Here is a 20,214-nt window from a genome sequence, read left to right as displayed (position 1 = left end):
CACAAAAAATGCCGGTCAGCGAACTGACCGGCATCAATGGTTGCCGCAACAAACGCGTTTGATCAGAACTCGTGATCGGCGTTGTCCGGGTTCAGGTCAGTGATGCCCAGCTTGCCAGCCGCCTGTTCGATGGCGCCTGTCTGTTTGACCAGCGCGGCGATGGCGTCACGCACCACCTGATTGCCAGCTGTGTTGCCGGCAGCGATCAACTGGTCGAAATGCTCGCCCTTGTTCGCATGATCGACGATGACCTGCAACTTGGCCTGCGTGTCGTCCAGGTCGGCGCGCAAGGTGGCGTCGGTGGCGGGATCTACCTTGGCGACCAGAGACGAAAGGCTCGGCCCGCTGACCTTGCTACCGTCGGTGCGGGTGTACTCGCCCAGATAAACGTTGCGAATGCCCTTGCCGTTGTAGAAGTGCGAGTTGTGCGTGTTGTCGCTGAAGCAGTCGTGTTCGTCTTCGCTGGAGTTGGCTTCCAGTGCGACTTTCATGCGCTCGCCCGCCAGTTCACCCAGCGACAGGCTGCCCATGCCGAAGAGCATCTTGCGCAGGCCGCTTTCACCGGGTTCGGCTTCCAGCGTGGCGCGGTAGTTGTCGGGCACGCCGGCCTTCCAGTTACCGGACATTTCTTCGAGGTCGCTGACCAGCAGGTCGGTGACGGCCTTGAGGTAGGCACGGCGGCGATCATTGTGGCCGCCGGTCGCGCCAGCGCCTTCCAGGTAATCGCTGGCCGGACGTGCGCCGGCACCAGGGCCGGTGCCGTTCAGATCCTGGCCCCAGAGCAGGAATTCGATGGCGTGGTAGCCGGTGGCGACGTTGGCCTCGGAACCGCCCAGCTCGTTCAGGCTGGCGAGTTTTTCGGAGGTGATTTCCTTCACGTCGACCTTGTCTTCGCCGACCTGAATTTCGGTGTTGGCGATGATGTTGGCAGTGGCGCCCGGGTTGCCCAGCGCGTGCTGGTAATCCTTGGCCACATAGTCGATCAGGCCTTCGTCCAGGGGCCAGGCGTTAACCTGTCCTTCCCAGTCGTCGATGATGGTGTTGCCGAAGCGGAAGACTTCGCTCTGCATGTAAGGCACACGCGCAGCGATCCACGCTTCGCGGGCCGCTTTCAGGGTTTCATCGTTGGGCTTGGCCAGGAAGGCGTCGACGGCAGTGCTGAGTTTTTTCGCGCCGGCCTCGGCATCGTCGAACACGGCGGACACCATGTTGGCGTAGTTCGCGACCACAGCCTTGGCCGCCGCGTCGTCAGTCTGGGCCGCGGCTGCCGGAGCAGCGGCTGGCGCGGGTGCCGGGGCGGCAGCCTTGTCCTTGCCTTCGCCACAACCGGCGAGAGAGATAGCGATGGCCAACAGACTAGCGGTTGCCAGAGGCATACGAATCATGACGGAATCCTGCGTCGATAAAGGTGATGGCGGGGTGCGCCCATAAAATCTGCGACATAATGCGAAAGATTTGCATTCGGTGTAAAGGCAAAAAGCCTGTGTCGGCGTATTCGGACATCCGGCAGGTTGTAACAGTCGGTTTCAAGATGACGTGAATGGCCGGAAGTGTGCAGGTCGGCTCACAGGCTGGTGGCGTGGTCCTGACGCGACTGCTTGAGGTAGGCCAGCAACTCCCGACCCTGCAACGGCTTGCTGTACAGATAGCCCTGGCCTTCATGACAGCCCTCGGTCACCACGTAGGCCTCCTGCTCGACGGTCTCCACGCCTTCGGCAATGACTTGCATGCCCAGGCTTTTGCCCAACTGGATAATGGCTCGCACGATAGTGGCGTCATCGTCGTCGTCAATCAGGTCCTGCACGAAGCTGCGGTCAATCTTGATCTTGTCCAGCGGCAGACTTTTCAGGTAGCTCAGCGATGAGTAGCCGGTGCCGAAGTCATCAATGGCAATCAAGGCGCCGGAGCGTCGCAAGCTCAACAGGTGCTGGGCGGCGGTGTTGATATCTTCCATCAGCCCGGTTTCGGTCACTTCCAGTTCCAGGCTGCGCGGTGGCAAGCGGTAGATCTGCAGCAGGTTGTTGACCACACGCGGCAACTCCGCGTGATGCAACTGCACAGTCGACAGGTTGACTGCCATGCGCAAGTCGGTAAAACCCTGGTCGAGCCATTCGCGCAGTTGGCGGCAGGCCTGATCCAGCACCCATTCCCCGATGGCGATGATGCTGCCGTTCTGTTCGGCCAGCGGGATGAATACGTCCGGCGGCACCAGGCCATGTTCCGGATGCTGCCAGCGGATCAGCGCTTCCACGCCGACGATACGGTGATCGCGATAGCTGATCTGCGGTTGATAGACCAGATACAACTGATTGAGTGGCAGGGCTTCGCGCAGGTCTTTTTCAAGTTCGCGGCGGCGGCGCATTTCGCTGTCTACGCTGGCGATGTAGAACTGATACCGGTTACGCGAGCGGGCCTTGGCCAGCGTCATGGTCTGCTCGGCTTTTTGCAGCAGCTTCTCGGTGCTGTCGCCGTCTTCGGGAAACAGGGTGATGCCGATGGTTGCCCGCAGTCGAATCTGTTGATCACCGACGATGAAAGGCGCTTCCAGCTCATCCAGAATATTTTGCGCCAGCTCTGCCGCCTCGTAGGGCTGCTCGATGTTGGATTGCACCAGCGCAAACTGGTCGCCACCCAGGCGCGCCAGTGCCCCGAGTCGCACGCTGTGCGCGCGCAGACGGTCAGCGAGTGCGAGCAGCAATTGATCGCCGGACTGGTAGCTGAACTGTTCGTTGATGCCTTTGAAGTCATCCAGACCCACGCACAACACCGCCACTCGGTGTTGCTGGCGTCCTGCATCGTCCAGAATCCTGTCCAGCCCGGTCTGCAACTGAAGTCGGTTGGGCAGACCGGTGAGGAAATCGTATTGCGCCATGCGCTGCAGGTTGTTTTCGGCCTCATGGCGCAGGTAAGTGTGGCGTTCGATGGAGGCCAGCAACTGGTTGGCGGTGTTGACCCAGATCCCAAGTTCGTTTTTCTCGTGGCCTTTAAGCAACGGCAATTGGTGTTCGCTGGGGCGGTCGGGGTTGATCGCGATCAGGTGCTCGATGATCTTCGACAGCGGCTTGGTCAGCAGCCAGTGATAGACCAGATACAGCACCAGCCCCATTGCCAGCGCACGCAGCACGCCCGCGACAAAGATGATTCCGGCATTGACCAGAAAGCTTTCACCGTAATTGGCCGTGTCCAGCGTGATGCGCAGGTCGCCGTAATACTCGCTGTAGGGGCTGCGGCCTACCAGTTGAGTGGTGAAGCTGCGTTCCTGGCCAAGGATGAGGTCTGTCAGCCACCGCGTAGGGGACGTCTTCAGCGGCCGGTCTTTCTCGGCGAGCAGGCTTTCGTTAGGGTGCCCGATGGACGCCATGCGCACCGAGTCATCCTGAAACAGGCCTTCGATGACCTGCATGCCCATCTCGCGGTCCAGGCTGTAGACGGCCTGTGTCGACGGATCGCGGAACATGCCGAGAATCCGCTCGGCGTCGCTCGCCACAGCCTGACGTGTCTTGTAGGCGTCGAAGACGATTTGCGCACAGCTGAGCAGGACGCCTACCAGAAGCGCCGAAAGCAGCACAACGCGCAGCAACTTTACCGACAGGCTGTTCTTGAGTTCCAGCTTCAATGGCCGTTCCTTAGTTAGTGTCGGAGGGCATATCGCCTCATGACCCTCGAAAAACCAGACCCGCACGCCGTGACCTTGTCACAACCGGTGCGCCTGGCTGATCTTCGCGTTCCTTGCACCTGCTGGCCAAAGCCACCTCAATGCGTCGGGTGGCCAGGTAGGTAACTAGAGCAGAACACTGTAAAGAATTACGTCATAGAGAATTAAGTTGTATTACGAGTCAGCGAGCGTTTTCCGACAATACACAAAGTACGAGCGGCAGGCGAAAAAAGATTTGCGATTCGCCTGACCGGCAGGCAGGCGGTTGACGCTATATGTGAAACAAACGTCTGGCAGGCGGCCCTTACAGGCCTGGAAACATAAAAAACCCGACGCGAGGCCGGGTTTTTCGATGAGGCTGGAATCAGGCTGCGAATTGCTTGGCCACGAAGTCCCAGTTCACCAGGTTCCAGAACGCTTCTACGTACTTCGGACGCAGATTGCGGTAGTCGATGTAGTAGGCGTGTTCCCACACATCGCAGGTCAGCAGCGGGGTGTCGCCGCTGGTCAGCGGGTTGCCGGCACCGATGGTGCTGGCCAGTGCCAGGGAGCCATCAGCCTTCTTCACCAGCCAGCCCCAGCCGGAGCCGAAAGTGCCGATGGAAGTCTTGCTGAACTCTTCCTTGAACTTGTCGAAGGAACCGAACGCCTTGTTGATGGCTTCGGCCAGAGCGCCGGTAGGCTCGCCGCCAGCGTTAGGAGCCAGGCAGTTCCAGTAGAACGTGTGGTTCCAGACCTGAGCGGCGTTGTTGAAGATACCGCCCGAGGAGGTCTTGATGATCTCTTCCAGGGTCTTGCCTTCGAACTCGGTGCCAGGCACCAGGTTGTTCAGGTTCACGACGTAGGTGTTGTGGTGCTTGTCGTGGTGATATTCCAGAGTCTCCGCAGAAATGTGCGGCACCAGAGCGTCTTTGGCGTAGGGCAGTGGCGGCAATTCAAAAGCCATGGTTTATCTCCTTTCAGGTCAATTGCGGTAGTCGCACGGCCGATCACGGGCGGCCAGATACAGCATGCACCGGGAGTTTTACTCTTTTGCGGCGCAGACCCCGGATCATAGCACCGGGTCTGCGCCTTAACCACGCAACAACTGTGTGGGATAGAGGTTCCCACGGGTTTGACTCTGCGGTCATGAAATCCGTCAGGCCGAGCGGATCAACTGCACGGCCACGCTGAACATCATCACTGCGATCATCAGGTCCAGCATCCGCCAGGTGGCAGGTCGGGCCAGCCAGGGAGCCAGCCATGCCGCGCCCAGGGCGAGGCTCGAGAACCACAGCAGCGAAGCGCTGGCTGCACCGGCGACATACGCGCCAGGCACGCCCTGTTGTGCGCCCAGCGAGCCAATCAGCAACACGGTGTCCAGATAGACGTGCGGGTTGAGCAAGGTAACGGCCAATGCGCTGAGCAACACGGTGCGCAGTGATTTTCTGCCAACCGCTGCGCTGTGTTCCAGGCTCTGCCGCGAGCAGGCGCGGCGTAATGCCTGCAGGCCATACCAGCTCAGGAATATCACGCCGCCCCAGCGTGCCACCGCCAGCAGCATCGGATTCTGCGCCAGCACATTGGCCAGACCGAACACGCCTGCAGCCACCAGGATGGCGTCGCAGACAATGCACAGCATCGCCACGGCCACATGATGTTCACGACGCAGGCCCTGAGCCAGCACAAAAGCATTTTGAGTACCGATAGCCATGATCAGGCCTGCCGCGATCAGCAGCCCATTGAGGTAGCTTTGCCACATGAGGATGTTCCATTGAGCGGATTCAGGTAGCCATTCTCAGAGGGTGAGGGTTATAAGGAAAACCAATAATCTTCATCGCTCATTAGGAAAACTGATGTTCGATTACAAATTGCTGTCGGCGCTGGCGGCCGTGATCGAGCAGGCCGGGTTCGAGCGCGCCGCTCAGGTGCTTGGGCTTTCTCAGTCAGCAGTCTCGCAACGCATCAAATTGCTGGAGGCGCGCATTGGCCTGCCGGTGCTGGTACGCGCCACGCCGCCGAGCCCGACCGACATCGGCCGGCGCCTGCTCAATCACGTGCAGCAGGTCCGCCTGCTGGAGCGCGATCTGCAAAGTCAGGTACCGGCACTGGACGAGGAGGGCATGCCCGAGCGTTTGCGAATCGCCTTGAATGCCGACAGTCTGGCAACCTGGTGGGCGCCGGCCATTGGCGCGTTTTGTACGCAACACCGTTTGCTGCTGGATCTGGTTGTCGAAGATCAGGACGTAGGCCTCAAGCGCATGCGCGCCGGTGAGGTGGCGGCCTGCCTGTGTGGCAGCGAGCGTCCGGTGGCGGGGGCCCGCAGCCAGTTGCTGGGGGCCATGCGCTATCGGGCGCTGGCCAGTCCCGCGTTCATCGCCCGCCATTTCCCGGACGGTGTCAGCCCAGAGACGCTCGCCAGATCCGCTGCCTTGGTATACGGCCCGGACGATCTTCTGCAGCATCGGTATCTGGCTATGTTGGGTGTTCAGGACGGCTTCGAGCATCATTTGTGTCCTTCCTCCGAAGGTTTCATCCGTATGATCGAGGCGGGCATGGGCTGGGGGCTGGCGCCCGAGTTGCAGGTGCGCGACCAGTTGCGCAACGGCACGCTGCTCGAATTACTGCCGGACCGTTGCATCGATGTGCCGCTCTACTGGCATCATTGGCGCAATGGTGGGCAGCTTCTGACGCGCCTCACCGAACATCTTGCGCAACATTCGGCTCACTGGCTGGTGCCGCTGAGCGAAGACTGATCGTCAACAGGATCATGTGTAATCCATGCAGGCAGGGTTTTGCCTTTCCTGCAGACGCGTTAACGGAGCGGTAAATGAAGATTCTGGTCACCGGCGCGAGCGGCTTCATCGGCGGACGCTTTGCGCGTTTTGCCCTTGAGCAGGGCATGAGCGTGCGGATCAATGGCCGTCGTGCCGAAGGTGTCGAGCACCTGGTCAGGCGCGGTGCCGAGTTTATTCAGGGCGACCTCGCCGATCCTTATCTGGTGCGCGCACTGTGCGATGACGTGGAAGCGGTCGTGCATTGCGCGGGCTCGGTCGGTACGTGGGGACGTCGCCAGGATTTCATGCAGGGCAACGTGCAGCTCACGGAAAACATCGTCGAGGGCTGCCTGAAACAGAGGGTGCGAAGGCTGGTTCATCTATCTTCGCCGTCGATCTACTTTGATGGCCACTCGCACCGTGGCATCAAGGAAGAGCAGGTGCCCAAGCGCTTTCACAATCACTACGCGGCCACCAAGTACCTGGCCGAGCAAAAGGTCTTCGGTGCCGAAGAGTTCGGGCTGGAAGTCATTGCCCTGCGGCCACGCTTTGTCACCGGCGCGGGCGATAACAGCATTTTCCCGCGTCTGCTGCACATGCAGCGCAAGAGGCGCCTGGCGATTGTCGGCAACGGCTTGAACGTGGTGGATTTCACCAGCATGCAGAACCTCAACGAAGCCCTGCTGAGCAGCTTGCTGGCAACGGGTTCTGCACTGGGCAAGGCCTACAACATCAGCAATGGCACGCCGGTCCCGCTGTGGGACGCGATCAATTATGTGATGCGGCAGATGCACTTGCCTCAGGCCACCCGTTATCGTTCATACGGGCTGGCCTACAGCGCCGCGGCGATCAATGAGGCCGCCTGTATGCTGTGGCCGGGCAGACCTGAACCTACCCTGTCGAGAGTGGGCATGCAGGTCATGAACAGGGATTTCACGCTTGATATCAGCCGCGCCAGGCATTATCTGGATTATCAGCCCCAGGTCAGCCTGTGGACGGCGCTGGATGAATTCTGTGGCTGGTGGCAGGCACAGCACGCGATCTGAATGCGGCAGTGGCACAGTGAGATTGATTCTGCGCTGTTGTTATACTGCCCAACTTTGATCTACGAACTTTGATTTAACAGCTTCCTGAAGGGTTATTCATGCGCAACGATCCCTACGACGACGTCGATGACGTTCCCAGCCTGAGCGCCAAGGACGATGATGACGACTTCGCGCCGAGCAATAGCGCACGCGAGCGCACCACCGTCTATTCGCGCACCACGCCTGTAGTCAAGGTCAAGGCGCCGAGCACCGGGCCTTTGTGGGCATTGGTCGGTGCGTTGTTCATTGCTTTCTGCGGTCTGGGCTGGTGGAGCTTTCAGCAGGTTTCCCTGATGGAGCAGCAGTTGGTGGCGACTCAGGAAAGCTTTGCGCGCATCAGCGAAGAAGCGGCGGGGCGCTTGCAGGATATTTCCGGCAAGGTGGTCGCGACCGAAGCGCTTTCCAGTGATGGAGAGGCGCTCAAGCAGCGTATCAAGTTGCTGGAAGCGCAACTGGAAGATCAGGACAAACAACGCGAAGGCGTTGAAGGTCAGCAGGGCAGTCTCGACAAACGTCTGGAGCAGATGGCCGCGCAAACCGCCCAGCAGCAGAGTGAAAACGCGCAGTTGCAGGAACAGCTCAAAAGCGTTGTCGCTGAACTGACCACGCTCAAGGCCGCGTTGCCTGACCTGAAGACCGCTCAGGCGGATCAGGGCAAGCTGGATGCGCAGATCAAAAGCGTGGCGGCCGATGTCGCCACGTTGAAAAAGCAGGGCAACCCGTCTGCCGCTGTCGAACGCCTGGAACAGGACCTGATGGTGCTGAAAAGCGAACAGGAAAACCGCCCGGCGCCTTCGGCAGAAGCCAATACGGCCGAGTTCGATGCGTTTCGTGCTCAGGTGACTCGTAACATCAATACCCTGAACAGCCAGATCCAGAACCTGTCGCAACAGCTCAACGCACGCCGTTGACCTTGGCATCCTCTGCCGCCTTCAGTGCGGCAGTTCGCCGAGGGAGCGCTGGCCAGTAAATCCAGGTGCAGATACGAAGAAACCCCGATTCCTGCGAATCGGGGTTTCTGGTCTTACGACAGCGGTTTACATCCGTGGGTAGTCGATGTAGCCGACTGGCCCTTTGCCGTAGAACGTTTCCGGATGGGCTTCATTCAGAGGCGCATCGCTGGCCAGACGCTCGGGCAGGTCCGGGTTGGCGATGTAAGGCACGCCAAAGGCAATGGCGTCGGCCTTGCCTTCTGCCAGCCAGGCGTTGGCAGTGTCCTTGGTGAATTTCTCGTTGGCGATGTAGACGCCGCCGAAATCCTTCTTCAACTGTGGGCCGAGGCTGTCTTCAGCATCACGCTCACGGGCACAGATGAACGCGATACCGCGCTTGCCGAGCTCTTTAGCCACGTAGCTGAAGGTTTCGGCGCGGTTTGCATCGCTCATGTCGTGCATGTCGAAGCGAGGCGAGAGGTGAACGCCTACACGGCCAGCGCCCCAGACTTCGATGACGGCATCCGTGACTTCCAGCAGCAGACGCGCACGATTTTCCACCGAACCGCCGTACTCGTCGGTGCGCTGGTTGGTGCCGGTCAGCAGGAACTGTTCAAGCAGATAGCCGTTGGCGCCATGCACTTCCACGCCGTCGAAGCCCGCCGCCTTGGCGTTTTCCGCACCGACGCGATAGGCCTCGACGATGTCACCGATTTCCGCCAGTTCCAGCGCCCGCGGGGTTGGCAATGGGGTGATCGGGCGCATCAGGCTGACATGGCCTTCGGCTGCGATTGCACTTGGCGCGACCGGGGTTTCGCCGTTCAGGTAGGCAGGGTGGGAAATACGGCCCACGTGCCACAACTGCAGGGCAATGCGGCCACCGGCGTTATGCACTGCCTTGGTGATGTTGCTCCAGCCACGCACCTGATCGTTGGACCAGATGCCCGGGGTGTCGGGGTAGCCCACGCCCATTGGCGTCACAGAGGTGGCTTCGGTCAGGATCAGGCCCGCCGAGGCACGCTGAACGTAATACTCGGCCATCATCGCGTTCGGTACACGGCCTTCATCGGCACGGCAGCGCGTCAGTGGGGCCATGATGATGCGGTTGGGCAGTTGCAGATCGCCCAGGGTGATCGGGTCAAAGATAGTCGTCATGTGTCGAATCCTCGTAATTGATCAATGCGTAGCAGGTGCCAGCTCGGGGTTGCCGGTCTGGCGAAAGGTAATCAGGGTAATCAGCAGCGCCAGCACGGCCAGGATGGCGGCGGCCAGCGGTACGCTGGTCAGGCCCAGACCGTGGGCGATGACGCTGCCACCGACCCAGGCGCCCAGCGCGTTGCCGACGTTGAAGGCGCCGATGTTCAGGGTTGACACCAGGTTCGGTGCGGCTTTGCCGAACGTCACCACGTTGATCTGCAGGGCCGGGACGGCGGCGAAGGCCGCGACTGCCCAGAGGAACAGGGTGATTTCAGCCGGGATCAGCGCGGTGCTGGTCCAGCTGAGCACGGTGGAGATCACCGCCATCGAGACGAATACGCCAATCAGCGTGGACGCCAGGCGGCGGTCGGCCATCTTGCCGCCGATCACGTTGCCGGCGGTCAGGCCCAGGCCGATCAACAGCAGGGTCCAGGTCACGCCGTTGGGCGATACGCCGGTGACTTCGCCGAGCAGTGGGGCGATGTAGGTGAACAGGGTGAACATGGACGCTGAAAACAGCGCAGTCATGGTCAGCGACAGCCAGATGCCGGCCCCTCTGAGGGCGCCGAGTTCAGCGCGCATGTCGAGCTTTTCTTCGTTGCGGTTGGTCGGCAGGAAGCGGATCAGGCCGATCAGCGCAATCACCCCGATGACCGTGACGGCCCAGAAGGTCGAGCGCCAGCCCGCGTATTGACCCAGCGCAGTACCCAGCGGCACGCCCAGTACGTTGGCCAGTGTCAGGCCGGTGAACATCAAGGCCACCGCTGAGGCACGCCGGTTGGCGGGCACCAGACCTGCGGCAACCACCGAGCCGATGCCGAAGAACGCACCGTGACACAGTGCAGTCACCACGCGGGCGAACATCAGGACGTTGTAGTCACTGGCCAGCGCACAGAGCAGATTGCCGATGATGAAAATCCCCATCAGCGTGACCAGCGCGGCCTTGCGCGGCAGTTTTGCCGTGGCCATGGCCATGAACGGTGCACCGACAGCGACGCCCAGCGCATAGCCGGTCACCAGCCAGCCTGCACCGGGGATCGATACGCCGAGGTCGGCTGCCACATCGGGCAGCAGGCCCATGATGACGAATTCGGTGGTGCCGATGGCGAAGGCGCTCAGGGCCAGAATGAGTAGCGAAAGAGGCACGGGGCAACTCCTGGTAAACGTTGGAAAATCAGGTCGGGTTGTTCAGTTCTTCAACCAGCGCCTGAACGAATGCCTGTATGACTTCTTCGTTGCGTCTGAAGAAATGCCATTGGCCGACCTTCTTGCTGCTGATCAGACCAGCGCGTTGCAAGGTCGCCAGATGGGCCGAGACAGTGGATTGTGACAATCCCGCACGCTGATCGATCTGTCCGGCGCACACGCCGTGTTCGATCGAGTACTCCTGGGCGGGAAAGCTCGCACGCGGGTCTTTCAGCCAAGTCAGGATTTCTCGGCGGACCGGGTGGGCCAGGGCTTTTATTATGTCGTCGAGGTCGATCTGCATGTCGTTCTCACAGGCGGTGTAGCGATATATCGCGATAGAACGAACCTTATATCTATATTTCGCGATATACAAATATGATTATGTGCTTAGGATCAGCCAAATCGCTATATCGGGTTATAACGATATATGGACAGCGGGCCCGAAAGCGGCCTAGGCTTGCAGCCATGAACTACTTGGCACATCTTCACCTTGGCGGGCACCGGCCCGCCCAATTGCTTGGCAGCCTGTATGGCGATTTCGTCAAAGGTCCGCTGCCGGGACGTTTTCCTGCGGAACTGGAGGCGGCGATTCGTCTGCACCGCAGCATCGACGCCTTCACTGACAGTCATCCGCTGATCAAGGCCTCCATTGCCCGCTTTCCGCTCCAGAGACGGCGCTATGCCGGCATCATGCTCGATGTTTTTTTCGATCACTGCCTGGCGCGCGACTGGCATCGTTATGCCGACCTGCCGTTGGACGCATTCACCCGCAAGGTCTATGGCACGCTGGCTGCCGAGCCACAATTGCCCGAGCGGCTGGCGCTGATCGCACCGCGCATGGCGGCGCAGGACTGGCTGGGGTCGTATCGGGATTTCGGAGTGCTGGAGCAGGTGTTGAGCGGGATATCCCGACGCCTGTCAAAACCCGAAGGGCTGGCCGGCGGCATGCAGGAACTGCAGGCGCTGTACCAGCCCTTGAGTGCGGATTTCGCCGAGTTCTATCCGCTACTTGAGGATTTCGCTCAGGCCGCTCGGGCCGGACGCGAAACCACGTCGCTCGGCTGAACCGGCGGCTCGCCAAACAACGCCACCTGAACGGCCTGCTGGGCCTTGAAGGCCAGTGCGGCGCGTTCCTGGTCAGCGGTCGGAATCGGTGTCAGCAGGTGAATATGCACATCGCTCTGCTCGTTGGCGAACAGTCGGCGCAAGTGCGACAGCAAGTCATCGTCGCCAATGAATGGGGCGATCGGGTCCGGCTTGCCGTCACGCGAGTAACCAATGGCCACCGGCTGGATCGGCACGCCAGCGTCGATGGCGCTGGACAGCAGACGACCGTGAAAGGTGCGCAGGCTTTTGCCGTCCGTGGTGGTGCCTTCGGGGAAGATCAGCAGCGCGTTGCCTTGCTGCAGATGGTTGCACATCTGCTTCTGGATCAGACGGCTGTCGCCCGATCCGCGACGAATGAACAGCGTACCGGCCTTCAGCGCCAGCCAGCCCGCTACCGGCCAGGTCCGCACTTCGGCCTTCGACAGAAACGACAGCGGCGCGAGCATGCCGAGCAGGGCGATGTCGGTCCATGACACATGGTTGCTGACCCACAGCATGGGTTGGGTTGGCAGTTGACCTGTCACGGTGACGCGAAACGGCAGGGCATTGGTCAGGCGTGCCATGAACCAGCGGCTCCAGCGCTGCCTGCGCTCCATCGAGCCTCCGATCCTGGTGCGTTCCAGGACCGCGAACGCGCTGGCAATCGTCAATCCGAGCGCTACGACCAGTAGCACCCGGACTACGCGGGCATAGCCGCGCAACCGGCTCATCACACGGCCGCCTTGAAGTGGCGGGCATAGCGCGGGCACAAGTCGTCGCGCTTGAGCAGGATGAACACGTCGGCCACCTGGAAGTCTTCGTCCCAGCACGGTTCGCCGCAGATCTTGGCCCCCAGACGCATGTAGGCCTTGAGCAGCGGTGGCATCTCGCAGATCACATTGCTCGGGATGTCGAGGGTCGGCAGCGGATTCTTCGGCTCGGCGCGCAGGTGCTCGTTGCACAGGTAGCGTTCGCGCAGGCGTTGCATGATCGCATGGGCCTGAATACCGCCGTCCTGCATCGGGATGCTCGCGCAGCCCATCAGGTAGCTATAACCGCCTTCGTTGAGCACCTCGGCCAGTTCGCTCCACAACACTGCGATGGTGCCGCCGTTGCGATAGGCCGGATCGACGCAGGTGCGACCCAGTTCTAGGATCGGCCCTTGCAGATTGACCAGCCCGTGCAGGCTGAATTCCTCTTCGCTGTAGAAGCGTCCCAGCGTGTTGGCGGCCTGATGGTCGAGCAGCCGGGTCGTGGCAACCAGACGCCCGGTGTTCAGGTCGCGTACCCCGATGTGCGAGCAGTGAACATCGTAATCGTCGATGTCCAGGCCTTGTTCAGCGCCGTTGAGACGGGCGTTGAACTCTTCGCTGAACACACTGAAACGCAACGCCTGTGCTTCCTGCAAGGCGCGCGCTCCAATCAGGCGCTCGGCCTGAAGACGACGTTCAGAAGTGTTGTCACGAATGCGGGCGATCTGGGTCATACGAATCTCCATGAGCCAGCCTTGCAGATGCAGAAAGGGCTGGTGACTGATTTGTCCAGGCGCTTTGCCGTACTTGCAGGCTAGGGAGATGGCGTGTCATGCCTGTGAAGCTTTGGTGATGGTTGTGTGACGGGAAACGCTGTGGCCATTTCCTCTGCGTCTGCTCTTCGGTTGATAGCTGACCGTCATGAAACGCTGATACGGTGTGCGGATCATTCTGTAGAGGCCTTGTCATGCCGCGTGGATTTGTCCGTCTGTGTCTGGTTCTGATCCTGGGCTTCAGTGCCCAGGGCGTCGTTGCTCAAACATGGCCGGCAGAGCAATGGCCTTCTCAGTCTGTGCCGCGATCGGCGGCCATCGAAGAGCTCGAGGCCTACGCCTTCCCGCCCCGTGACGACGCCACGCGCAAGGGCATTCGCACCGATGCGCTGCTGGTGGTTCGTGATGGCGAAGTCGTGTACGAGCGCTACGGCGGTGTGACCACCGCGCAAACGCCGCACCTGACCTGGTCGATCAGCAAAAGCATCATGGCGACGGTGCTGGGGGTGGCGTTTGCAGAAGGACGCTTTCAACTGAATGATCCGGTGGCGAAGTTCTACCCGCCGTTCAAGGCGCACCCCGATATCGCCATCAAAGACCTGATGCACTGGGCTTCGGGTCTGGATTGGCAGGAAGACTACGAATACGCACCGCTCAACTCCTCGGTGGTCGCCATGCTCTACACCCGCGGGCGCGACGACATGGCGCGCTTCACCGCCGATCACCGCGCTGCCCACCCCCCCGGCAAGACTTACCTCTACTCCAGCGGCGATAGCACCGTTCTGGCGGCGGCCTTGAAAAAGATGGTCGGCGATGATGCTTATCCGGGTTACCCATGGACCGCGCTGTTCGACCCGCTCGGCATCCGCAGTGCGGTCTGGGAAACCGATGGCGCGGGTACATTTGTAGGTTCTTCCTATGCCTACATGACCGCCCGCGATCTGGCCCGCATCGGCCTGCTGATGCAGCGCGGCGGGCAATGGCAGGATCGGCAGTTGCTCAACAAGGAGTGGATGGGCTTCGTGCTGACGCCGTTTGCCGGTGAGGGCGTGGATGCCAGTGTTGAAGTGCCCGCTGGCCAATGGTGGCTCAACCGCACTGCCGATGGCGGCAAAGGACCGTGGCCGGACGCTCCCCCTGACACCTTCGCGGCATTGGGGCATTGGGGGCAGGCGCTGTATGTGATTCCCGATCAGAAGCTGGTGATCGTGCGCTATGCCGATGACCGCGACAGTACCTACAACCACAATGAGATGCTCAAGCGCGTACAGGCCGCGTTTGGCAAGGAGGGCGGTCAATGAGCACGCGCCGAATGTTCATCCTGCGCCGTCCCTTCAGCAGCCTGCTGTTGCTGATGGTTGCCGCACTTGCCGTGATCGCCTGGCAGTACCGTGTGAACCTGCAGGCGTTCCCGACCATCATCAGTGCCTACACCGCCAAGGAATACTGCTCGTGCAGGTACGTCATGAATAATTCCGAAGTGTATTGCCAAGGCTACATCAAGCAGTATCTGCCCAGCACGCTGGTCGACGACAGCAGTCAAAAACGGGTCATTGCCAGCGGCCTGGGACGCACTAGCAGCGCGTCCTGGCAGGGTGAGCGACAGGGTTGTCGCCTGCTGCCATGAGGGCCTGATGAATTGCCGCCGAACGCGGGCGTTTGCCAGCGGTCAGACAGGCGGATAAGGTGGCCCTCAATTGCACGTCTGGAGTCTGCATGCTCACTATGAATCGCCTGCTGCTGGTCATGCTGGCCGCAGTGGCGTTACCTGCCCATGCGAACTGGTATCTGGATAACGAGTCGTCGCGACTCTCGTTCACCTCGACTAAAAATGCCGATATTGCCGAAGTGCATCGCTTTCTGGTGCTGCACGGCAAAGTCGACGCCAAGGGGCTGGCTGAAGTGGAAGTTGAAACCGATTCAGTCAGCACCGGCATTCCGCTGCGCGACGAGCGCCTTCGAGAGCAGGTGTTTCAGGTGCGCAAGTTTCCGGCTGCTCAGATCAATGCGCAGTTAGACATGCGCCCGATCAATAACCTCGCGCCCGGCGCACAACTGGAACTGCGTTTACCGCTGACCGTCAGCCTGCGCGGCAAGACCCACAGCTATAACGCCGAGCTGCTGGCGACGCGTCTCGACGAGCGGCGATTTCAGGTCGTGACGCTCGAGCCGCTGGTGATCCATGCCCAGGATTTCGATATGGCCCCGGACTTCAAGGCCTTGCGCAACGCCGCAGGATTGTCGGCGGTGAGCCTCTCGGTCCCGGTCGGGGCTGTCCTGATCTTCACGGCGCGCTGATATGAACGGTGCGATTTTTCCGTGGCGTGAAAACAACCGCTTTCAATTGCTGATCGACGGCCCTGCGTTCTTTCCGCGCATGATCGCAGCCATCGATCGCGCCGAGCAGCAGGTCGATCTGGAGTTGTACCTGGTCGAAGCCGGGGCCTGCGCCGACGCTATCGTGCGCGCGCTGGTCGAGGCGGGCAGGCGTGGCGTGATTGTGCGCTGTCTGTTCGATGACTTCGGTTCCAAAGCCTTCGACGCCGGCCTGCGCAAGCAACTGACCGATGCCGGTGTGATTCTGCGTTTCTACAATCCGATCCACTGGCGGCGCGGCGTGCGCAACTTCTACCGCGACCATCGCAAACTGCTGGTGGTGGACAAGGCCTTGGCCGTGGTGGGCGGCACGGGTGTGACCGACGAGTTCTGGGAGCCGGACAAGGACGCCAGCCAGTGGCACGAAGTGATGGTCGAAATCACCGGGCCGCTGGTGATTGACTGGCAGGCGCTGTTCAACCGGCAGTTTCACGCCAACGCCCGGCGTTTCGCCTGGCGTCCGAAAGAAAACTTCGGTCTTGATCACCTGCCCAAGGCCCCGACAACCGGTGAGGGCCTGGGCCGCGTGGCGTATGCCGATTCCCGCCAGCACCGCGACATCCTGCAATCGCTGGTGCGTGCGCTGAACACCGGGCAAAAGCGGATCTGGCTGGCAACCCCTTACTTTCTGCCCACCTGGAAAGTTCGCCGCTCTTTGCGCAGGGCTGCGGCGCGTGGCGTTGATGTGCGTTTGCTGCTGACCGGACCACGCACCGATCACCCGTCCGTACGCTACGCCGGTCACCGCTACTACCCGCGCCTGCTGCGTGCCGGGGTCAAGGTGTTCGAATACCAGCCGTGCTTTCTGCACCTGAAAATGGTCCTGATCGACGACTGGGTGAGTCTTGGCTCGTGCAATTTCGATCACTGGAATCTGCGCTTCAACCTGGAAGCCAACCTCGAAGCCCTCGACCCAGGGCTGACCCGCGACGTGGTCGCCAGCTTTGAAAAAGACTTCGCCCTGAGCGCCGAGACCACGCTGGCAGACTGGAAGGCCAGACCGCTGTGGCGACGGGTCAAGCAGCGCTTGTGGGGCTGGATCGACCGGCTGGTGGTGAACTTGCTGGATCAGCGTAACTGAGGTTTGCGCGGGGCCGAGCGTGGCCCCGGGTTGTCATCCGGTCAAACGATGCATTCCAGTGAGCGATCAACCATGGCTTTGGCCATCTCGGCCATGTGCAACACCGAAAACGCCAGATCACGGCTGGTGCCCTGAGTGCTGTCGCCGGACTCATAGGCCGTCGTGATGATGCAGCGCAGCAGATCCGAAGCGTAGTTGAGCGCTTCCTCCTGGCTGACGGATGCGTTGACGGTGAACAGGGCGGTGGGCGGGTCGGGGACGATTTTATCGGGCATGTTTGCAACTCCTGATCAATGAAAGGAGCCGCCCCTTTCGCTACCAAACGATCAGGGTGGCGGCCGTACGCAGGTTGGTAGACCGGTGACCAGGCAAGCCGGTGCGTCCGAAGACGCCAAGCGCACGGCCACCATAAACGCAGGCCGAAAAAATGCGCCTTGAGAAGGTGGCGCATTGCGCACAGGTCACTCAGGTCTACCAAACCTGATCGCTGATTGGGCAGCTACCGATGAAGGCTAGAGACCTGAATAGCCAAGCGCAAGAGGCCGGGATTTTCTCGGAAATTTCCTTCAATTGGAAGGGAGGCGTCCTGCTGATAATTCCTACAAGAATTATCGAGATGGGTTTTCTGAAGATGTTTTCGGCGTAGGTGGGGGGTAGTGACGAGGGCTGTTCGTCAGTACTTCAGCAAGCAGTACATCACCGAGGGCGAGACGTTAAGCAGCTATCGGATCACAGTGAATCAGCATGATGTGTCTGCGCCCTATAGATAATGTGCGGAGTAGGGTGCTTGTAATGAAAATAGCCTGTGCAGCGTTTGCCGGACAGGCTTGTTGCATGAAGGGAGTGGTTAAGGCTTTTTGATATTCTGCATGTAGGTATGATTTGGATCGGTAACGACTTTCTTCGTCAGCGCGTCGAGCTCCTTGCTGTGATACATATCCAGGCATTTCAGCAGGTCGAATTTTATACCCTTGATCTGGGATTCGGCCAAAGGGTTTGTGTAGTCGCGCGCGAGGTGTTTTTTTACCAGGGCCTTGACGGCAAGAGGACTTTTTTCCCAATCATAGTTGGCCCACTCGCGCAACGCTGTGACGCTACTGCCAGCGTCAGTCCCGACGTTGGCACTGAATTTGTAAGCGCTTGCAATGCAGGTGGCAAGAACCATGTCTTTATAGTTTTGCGCGTGTGTTCTATACATACCTTCCGGCGATGATGGCTGAGCAGATGCATGAATAGTAAGCGCGGTGAGCGAGCAGCAGGCCAGTACGGTCGTAAAAAGTGATTTCATTGCGTAAGGCTCCAGAAATTTGTCATGGCCAGCAATCTCGACACAGTCCTTGTAATGATCATCCAGTGCTTCACCCGGTATGCCTGAAAAATACATTTATTTTTCATGAGCCCAGTGGTTTACAGCCAGCAGAAGAATAAGCTGTGTTGCGAGGAGGGACAGGGGCAATGAGCCTCAGGAAGGTACCGAACCATCTCGGTTTGTTGTCTGAAATGTATTACGGACTGATCGCAAGGGCACGATGTTTCTAGCCACTGTGCCGTATTATTCAGGAAGTAAGTTACCGGGTTATATTGGCAACAGACTGACGCGTCTATTTGAGCCGATCGCAATTTCAGGTTCAGTCAGTTACTCAGCAAAAACCCGGCTTGCGCCGGGTTTTTATTGTCTTGCAGATCAAAGCTTACTGCACTTCCACTGCCAGACTGTCGCTGATCTTCTTCTGCCAGATCTGCGGGCCGGTGATGTGAACGGATTCACCGTTGCTGTCCACCGCAACGGTAACCGGCATGTCCTTGACCTCGAACTCGTAGATCGCCTCCATGCCCAGTTCGGCGAACGCCACGACTCGGGATTTCTTGATCGCCTGAGCCACCAGATAGGCAGCACCACCAACGGCCATCAGGTACACGGCCTTGTGGTCACGGATCGCTTCGATGGCGGTCGGGCCGCGTTCGGATTTGCCGATCATGCCCAGCAGGCCGGTCTGGTCGAGGATCTGACGGGTGAACTTGTCCATCCGGGTGGCCGTGGTCGGGCCTGCCGGGCCAACGACTTCTTCGCGTACCGGATCAACCGGGCCGACGTAGTAGATGAAGCGACCCTTGAGGTCCACCGGCAGGGTTTCGCCCCTGTTGAGCATTTCGACCATGCGCTTGTGCGCGGCGTCGCGGCCGGTGAGCATCTTGCCATTGAGCAATACGGTTTCGCCCGGTTTCCAGCTCTGCACTTCTTCCGGGGTCAGGGTATCGAGGTCGACGCGGCGGGCCGATGGGCCGGCTTCCCAGACGATTTCCGGGTAGGCGTCCAGCGATGGAGCCTCCAGCGAAGCAGGGCCGCTGCCGTCGAGTACGAAGTGCGCGTGGCGGGTGGCGGCGCAGTTGGGGATCATGCACACCGGCAGCGACGCAGCATGGGTCGGGTAATCCATGATCTTGACGTCGAGCACGGTGGTCAGACCGCCCAGGCCCTGAGCACCAATGCCCAGCTGGTTAACCTTCTCGAACAGCTCCAGACGCATCTCTTCGATACGATTCTGCGGACCGCGAGCCTTCAGCTCATGAATGTCGATGGACTCCATCAACACTTCCTTGGCCATGACCGCAGCCTTTTCTGCGGTGCCGCCGATACCGATACCGAGCATGCCCGGCGGGCACCAGCCAGCGCCCATGGTCGGAACGGTTTTCAGAACCCAGTCGACGATCGAGTCGGAAGGGTTGAGCATCGCCATCTTCGATTTGTTTTCCGAGCCGCCACCTTTCGCCGCGACGTCCACTTCCACGGTGTTGCCCGGGACGATGGAGTAATGAATGACGGCCGGGGTGTTGTCCTGGGTGTTTTTGCGAGCGCCTGCCGGATCGGCAAGGATCGAGGCACGCAGCACGTTCTCAGGCAGGTTGTAAGCGCGACGCACGCCTTCGTTGATCATGTCGTCCAGGCCCATGGTGGCGCCGTCCCAGCGAACATCCATCCCCACGCGCACAAAAACCGTGACGATGCCGGTGTCCTGGCAGATCGGGCGGTGACCGGTCGCGCACATGCGCGAGTTGATCAGGATCTGGGCGATGGAGTCACGAGCGGCAGGCGACTCTTCACGCAGATACGCCTCGTGCATGGCCTGGATGAAGTCTACGGGGTGGTAATAGGAAATGAACTGCAGTGCGTCTGCAACGCTCTGAATCAGGTCGTCTTGCTTGATCACGGTCATGCGGCGCGCTCCTCTGTAAGGACGGGAACATTCAATTACGCTATCGGCGGCAGTCTGGAACTGCGGCTTGAACCAGAGCTGTCAGGTTGGCCGTAGCGGGCGCAAAAAGGCGCGGCAG

Annotated in this window: 20 protein-coding genes; 8 read left to right on the top strand and 12 right to left on the bottom strand. The window is 60.2% G+C overall.

Going from position 1 to position 20,214, the window contains the following annotated elements:
* Positions 1-62 precede the first annotated feature (62 nt).
* The 4 genes from ACW55A_RS08680 to ACW55A_RS08665 form a co-directional block, all read right to left on the bottom strand.
* Positions 63-1,385: an imelysin family protein gene (locus tag ACW55A_RS08680; RefSeq protein WP_498810893.1), complete on the bottom strand. Its 1,323-nt coding sequence runs from the start codon at positions 1,383-1,385 to the stop codon at positions 63-65.
* A 179-nt stretch (positions 1,386-1,564) separates the two neighbouring features.
* The gene (locus ACW55A_RS08675; RefSeq protein ID WP_003431422.1) at positions 1,565-3,616 is read right to left on the bottom strand and encodes a putative bifunctional diguanylate cyclase/phosphodiesterase; all 2,052 of its coding nucleotides are present in this window, start codon (positions 3,614-3,616) and stop codon (positions 1,565-1,567) included.
* Positions 3,617-4,019: 403 nt separating this feature from the next.
* Positions 4,020-4,601, bottom strand: a complete 582-nt coding sequence (gene sodB / locus ACW55A_RS08670; protein ID WP_003313497.1) for a superoxide dismutase [Fe] — start codon at positions 4,599-4,601, stop codon at positions 4,020-4,022.
* 192 nt (positions 4,602-4,793) lie between these two features.
* Positions 4,794-5,396 (bottom strand): LysE/ArgO family amino acid transporter, encoded by a 603-nt coding sequence (locus ACW55A_RS08665; protein WP_044310413.1) that lies wholly within the window; start codon positions 5,394-5,396, stop codon positions 4,794-4,796.
* Between the two features lie 94 nt (positions 5,397-5,490).
* Here ACW55A_RS08665 and ACW55A_RS08660 point away from each other — a divergent pair, with 94 nt between their 5' ends.
* From ACW55A_RS08660 to ACW55A_RS08650, 3 genes are all read left to right on the top strand, one after another.
* Positions 5,491-6,390: a LysR family transcriptional regulator ArgP gene (locus ACW55A_RS08660; protein ID WP_003431419.1), complete on the top strand. Its 900-nt coding sequence runs from the start codon at positions 5,491-5,493 to the stop codon at positions 6,388-6,390.
* A gap of 74 nt (positions 6,391-6,464) precedes the next feature.
* Positions 6,465-7,457, top strand: coding sequence for an NAD-dependent epimerase/dehydratase family protein (locus ACW55A_RS08655; RefSeq protein ID WP_003363927.1), 993 nt, complete (start codon positions 6,465-6,467; stop codon positions 7,455-7,457).
* A 98-nt stretch (positions 7,458-7,555) separates the two neighbouring features.
* A complete protein-coding gene (locus tag ACW55A_RS08650; RefSeq protein ID WP_003363925.1) occupies positions 7,556-8,407 on the top strand; it encodes a hypothetical protein in 852 nt (283 codons plus the stop codon).
* A 126-nt stretch (positions 8,408-8,533) separates the two neighbouring features.
* On the opposite strand, the gene ACW55A_RS08645 is transcribed toward ACW55A_RS08650, so the two are convergent.
* From ACW55A_RS08645 to ACW55A_RS08635, 3 genes are read right to left on the bottom strand one after another with little or no spacing between them, the layout of a single operon-like run.
* The gene (locus tag ACW55A_RS08645; RefSeq protein ID WP_003431417.1) at positions 8,534-9,583 is read right to left on the bottom strand and encodes an alkene reductase; all 1,050 of its coding nucleotides are present in this window, start codon (positions 9,581-9,583) and stop codon (positions 8,534-8,536) included.
* Positions 9,584-9,604: 21 nt separating this feature from the next.
* Positions 9,605-10,771: an MFS transporter gene (locus ACW55A_RS08640; RefSeq protein ID WP_003431415.1), complete on the bottom strand. Its 1,167-nt coding sequence runs from the start codon at positions 10,769-10,771 to the stop codon at positions 9,605-9,607.
* A gap of 28 nt (positions 10,772-10,799) precedes the next feature.
* The gene (locus tag ACW55A_RS08635) at positions 10,800-11,114 is read right to left on the bottom strand and encodes an ArsR/SmtB family transcription factor (protein ID WP_003363918.1); all 315 of its coding nucleotides are present in this window, start codon (positions 11,112-11,114) and stop codon (positions 10,800-10,802) included.
* A gap of 164 nt (positions 11,115-11,278) precedes the next feature.
* On the opposite strand from ACW55A_RS08635, the gene ACW55A_RS08630 reads away from it, so the two are divergent.
* A complete protein-coding gene (locus tag ACW55A_RS08630) occupies positions 11,279-11,878 on the top strand; it encodes an acyl carrier protein phosphodiesterase (protein WP_003363917.1) in 600 nt (199 codons plus the stop codon).
* On the opposite strand, the gene ACW55A_RS08625 is transcribed toward ACW55A_RS08630, so the two are convergent.
* Entirely contained in the window at positions 11,836-12,630 is a 795-nt protein-coding gene (locus ACW55A_RS08625; RefSeq protein WP_046719031.1) for a lysophospholipid acyltransferase family protein, read from the bottom strand. The genes ACW55A_RS08630 and ACW55A_RS08625 overlap by 43 nt on opposite strands.
* Positions 12,630-13,385 carry an L-ornithine N(alpha)-acyltransferase gene (gene olsB, locus ACW55A_RS08620; protein WP_003405915.1) on the bottom strand — a complete coding sequence of 252 codons (756 nt, stop codon included), beginning with the start codon at positions 13,383-13,385 and terminating at the stop codon, positions 12,630-12,632. Before olsB ends, ACW55A_RS08625 begins: the two co-directional genes overlap by 1 nt.
* Before the next feature lie 233 nt (positions 13,386-13,618).
* Here olsB and ACW55A_RS08615 point away from each other — a divergent pair, with 233 nt between their 5' ends.
* From ACW55A_RS08615 to ACW55A_RS08600, 4 genes are all read left to right on the top strand, one after another.
* Positions 13,619-14,725, top strand: coding sequence for a serine hydrolase domain-containing protein (locus ACW55A_RS08615; RefSeq protein WP_455808450.1), 1,107 nt, complete (start codon positions 13,619-13,621; stop codon positions 14,723-14,725).
* Positions 14,722-15,051, top strand: coding sequence for an amidase (locus tag ACW55A_RS08610; RefSeq protein WP_455808452.1), 330 nt, complete (start codon positions 14,722-14,724; stop codon positions 15,049-15,051). The genes ACW55A_RS08615 and ACW55A_RS08610 overlap by 4 nt, the downstream gene beginning before the upstream one ends.
* Positions 15,052-15,140: 89 nt before the next feature.
* A complete protein-coding gene (locus ACW55A_RS08605) occupies positions 15,141-15,722 on the top strand; it encodes a YceI family protein (RefSeq protein ID WP_011268811.1) in 582 nt (193 codons plus the stop codon).
* A gap of 1 nt (position 15,723) precedes the next feature.
* Complete coding sequence (locus ACW55A_RS08600; protein ID WP_455808453.1) at positions 15,724-16,881, top strand: phospholipase D-like domain-containing protein; 1,158 nt, start codon at positions 15,724-15,726, stop codon at positions 16,879-16,881.
* A gap of 41 nt (positions 16,882-16,922) precedes the next feature.
* Here the strand turns inward: ACW55A_RS08600 and ACW55A_RS08595 are convergent, their stop codons facing one another.
* The 3 genes from ACW55A_RS08595 to ACW55A_RS08585 form a co-directional block, all read right to left on the bottom strand.
* Entirely contained in the window at positions 16,923-17,156 is a 234-nt protein-coding gene (locus ACW55A_RS08595; RefSeq protein ID WP_003313478.1) for a DUF6124 family protein, read from the bottom strand.
* A gap of 572 nt (positions 17,157-17,728) precedes the next feature.
* A complete protein-coding gene (locus tag ACW55A_RS08590; RefSeq protein WP_498810894.1) occupies positions 17,729-18,265 on the bottom strand; it encodes a type VI secretion system amidase immunity protein Tai4 in 537 nt (178 codons plus the stop codon).
* 307 nt (positions 18,266-18,572) lie between these two features.
* Positions 18,573-20,096, bottom strand: a complete 1,524-nt coding sequence (locus ACW55A_RS08585; RefSeq protein WP_455808454.1) for a fumarate hydratase — start codon at positions 20,094-20,096, stop codon at positions 18,573-18,575.
* Positions 20,097-20,214 lie beyond the last annotated feature (118 nt).

The organism is Plantibacter cousiniae (nom. nud.), assembly GCF_977070315.1.
The sequence above is the reverse complement of the archived record's forward strand: the minus strand, read 5'-3'. Positions and strand labels throughout refer to the sequence as shown.

Excerpts from the sequence above, each read along its gene's own strand:
- ACW55A_RS08655 (WP_003363927.1), top strand. The coding sequence starts at position 6,465 with ATGAAGATTCTGGTCACCGGCGCGAGCGGCTTCATCGGCGGACGCTTT.
- ACW55A_RS08645 (WP_003431417.1), bottom strand. The coding sequence starts at position 9,583 with ATGACGACTATCTTTGACCCGATCACCCTGGGCGATCTGCAACTGCCC.
- ACW55A_RS08605 (WP_011268811.1), top strand. The coding sequence starts at position 15,141 with ATGCTCACTATGAATCGCCTGCTGCTGGTCATGCTGGCCGCAGTGGCG.
- ACW55A_RS08610 (WP_455808452.1), top strand. The coding sequence starts at position 14,722 with ATGAGCACGCGCCGAATGTTCATCCTGCGCCGTCCCTTCAGCAGCCTG.
- ACW55A_RS08595 (WP_003313478.1), bottom strand. The coding sequence starts at position 17,156 with ATGCCCGATAAAATCGTCCCCGACCCGCCCACCGCCCTGTTCACCGTC.
- olsB (WP_003405915.1), bottom strand. The coding sequence starts at position 13,385 with ATGACCCAGATCGCCCGCATTCGTGACAACACTTCTGAACGTCGTCTT.
- ACW55A_RS08585 (WP_455808454.1), bottom strand. The coding sequence starts at position 20,096 with ATGACCGTGATCAAGCAAGACGACCTGATTCAGAGCGTTGCAGACGCA.
- ACW55A_RS08600 (WP_455808453.1), top strand. The coding sequence starts at position 15,724 with ATGAACGGTGCGATTTTTCCGTGGCGTGAAAACAACCGCTTTCAATTG.
- sodB (WP_003313497.1), bottom strand. The coding sequence starts at position 4,601 with ATGGCTTTTGAATTGCCGCCACTGCCCTACGCCAAAGACGCTCTGGTG.
- ACW55A_RS08630 (WP_003363917.1), top strand. The coding sequence starts at position 11,279 with ATGAACTACTTGGCACATCTTCACCTTGGCGGGCACCGGCCCGCCCAA.
- ACW55A_RS08660 (WP_003431419.1), top strand. The coding sequence starts at position 5,491 with ATGTTCGATTACAAATTGCTGTCGGCGCTGGCGGCCGTGATCGAGCAG.
- ACW55A_RS08625 (WP_046719031.1), bottom strand. The coding sequence starts at position 12,630 with ATGAGCCGGTTGCGCGGCTATGCCCGCGTAGTCCGGGTGCTACTGGTC.
- ACW55A_RS08665 (WP_044310413.1), bottom strand. The coding sequence starts at position 5,396 with ATGTGGCAAAGCTACCTCAATGGGCTGCTGATCGCGGCAGGCCTGATC.
- ACW55A_RS08615 (WP_455808450.1), top strand. The coding sequence starts at position 13,619 with ATGCCGCGTGGATTTGTCCGTCTGTGTCTGGTTCTGATCCTGGGCTTC.
- ACW55A_RS08650 (WP_003363925.1), top strand. The coding sequence starts at position 7,556 with ATGCGCAACGATCCCTACGACGACGTCGATGACGTTCCCAGCCTGAGC.
- ACW55A_RS08680 (WP_498810893.1), bottom strand. The coding sequence starts at position 1,385 with ATGATTCGTATGCCTCTGGCAACCGCTAGTCTGTTGGCCATCGCTATC.
- ACW55A_RS08635 (WP_003363918.1), bottom strand. The coding sequence starts at position 11,114 with ATGCAGATCGACCTCGACGACATAATAAAAGCCCTGGCCCACCCGGTC.
- ACW55A_RS08590 (WP_498810894.1), bottom strand. The coding sequence starts at position 18,265 with ATGTATTTTTCAGGCATACCGGGTGAAGCACTGGATGATCATTACAAG.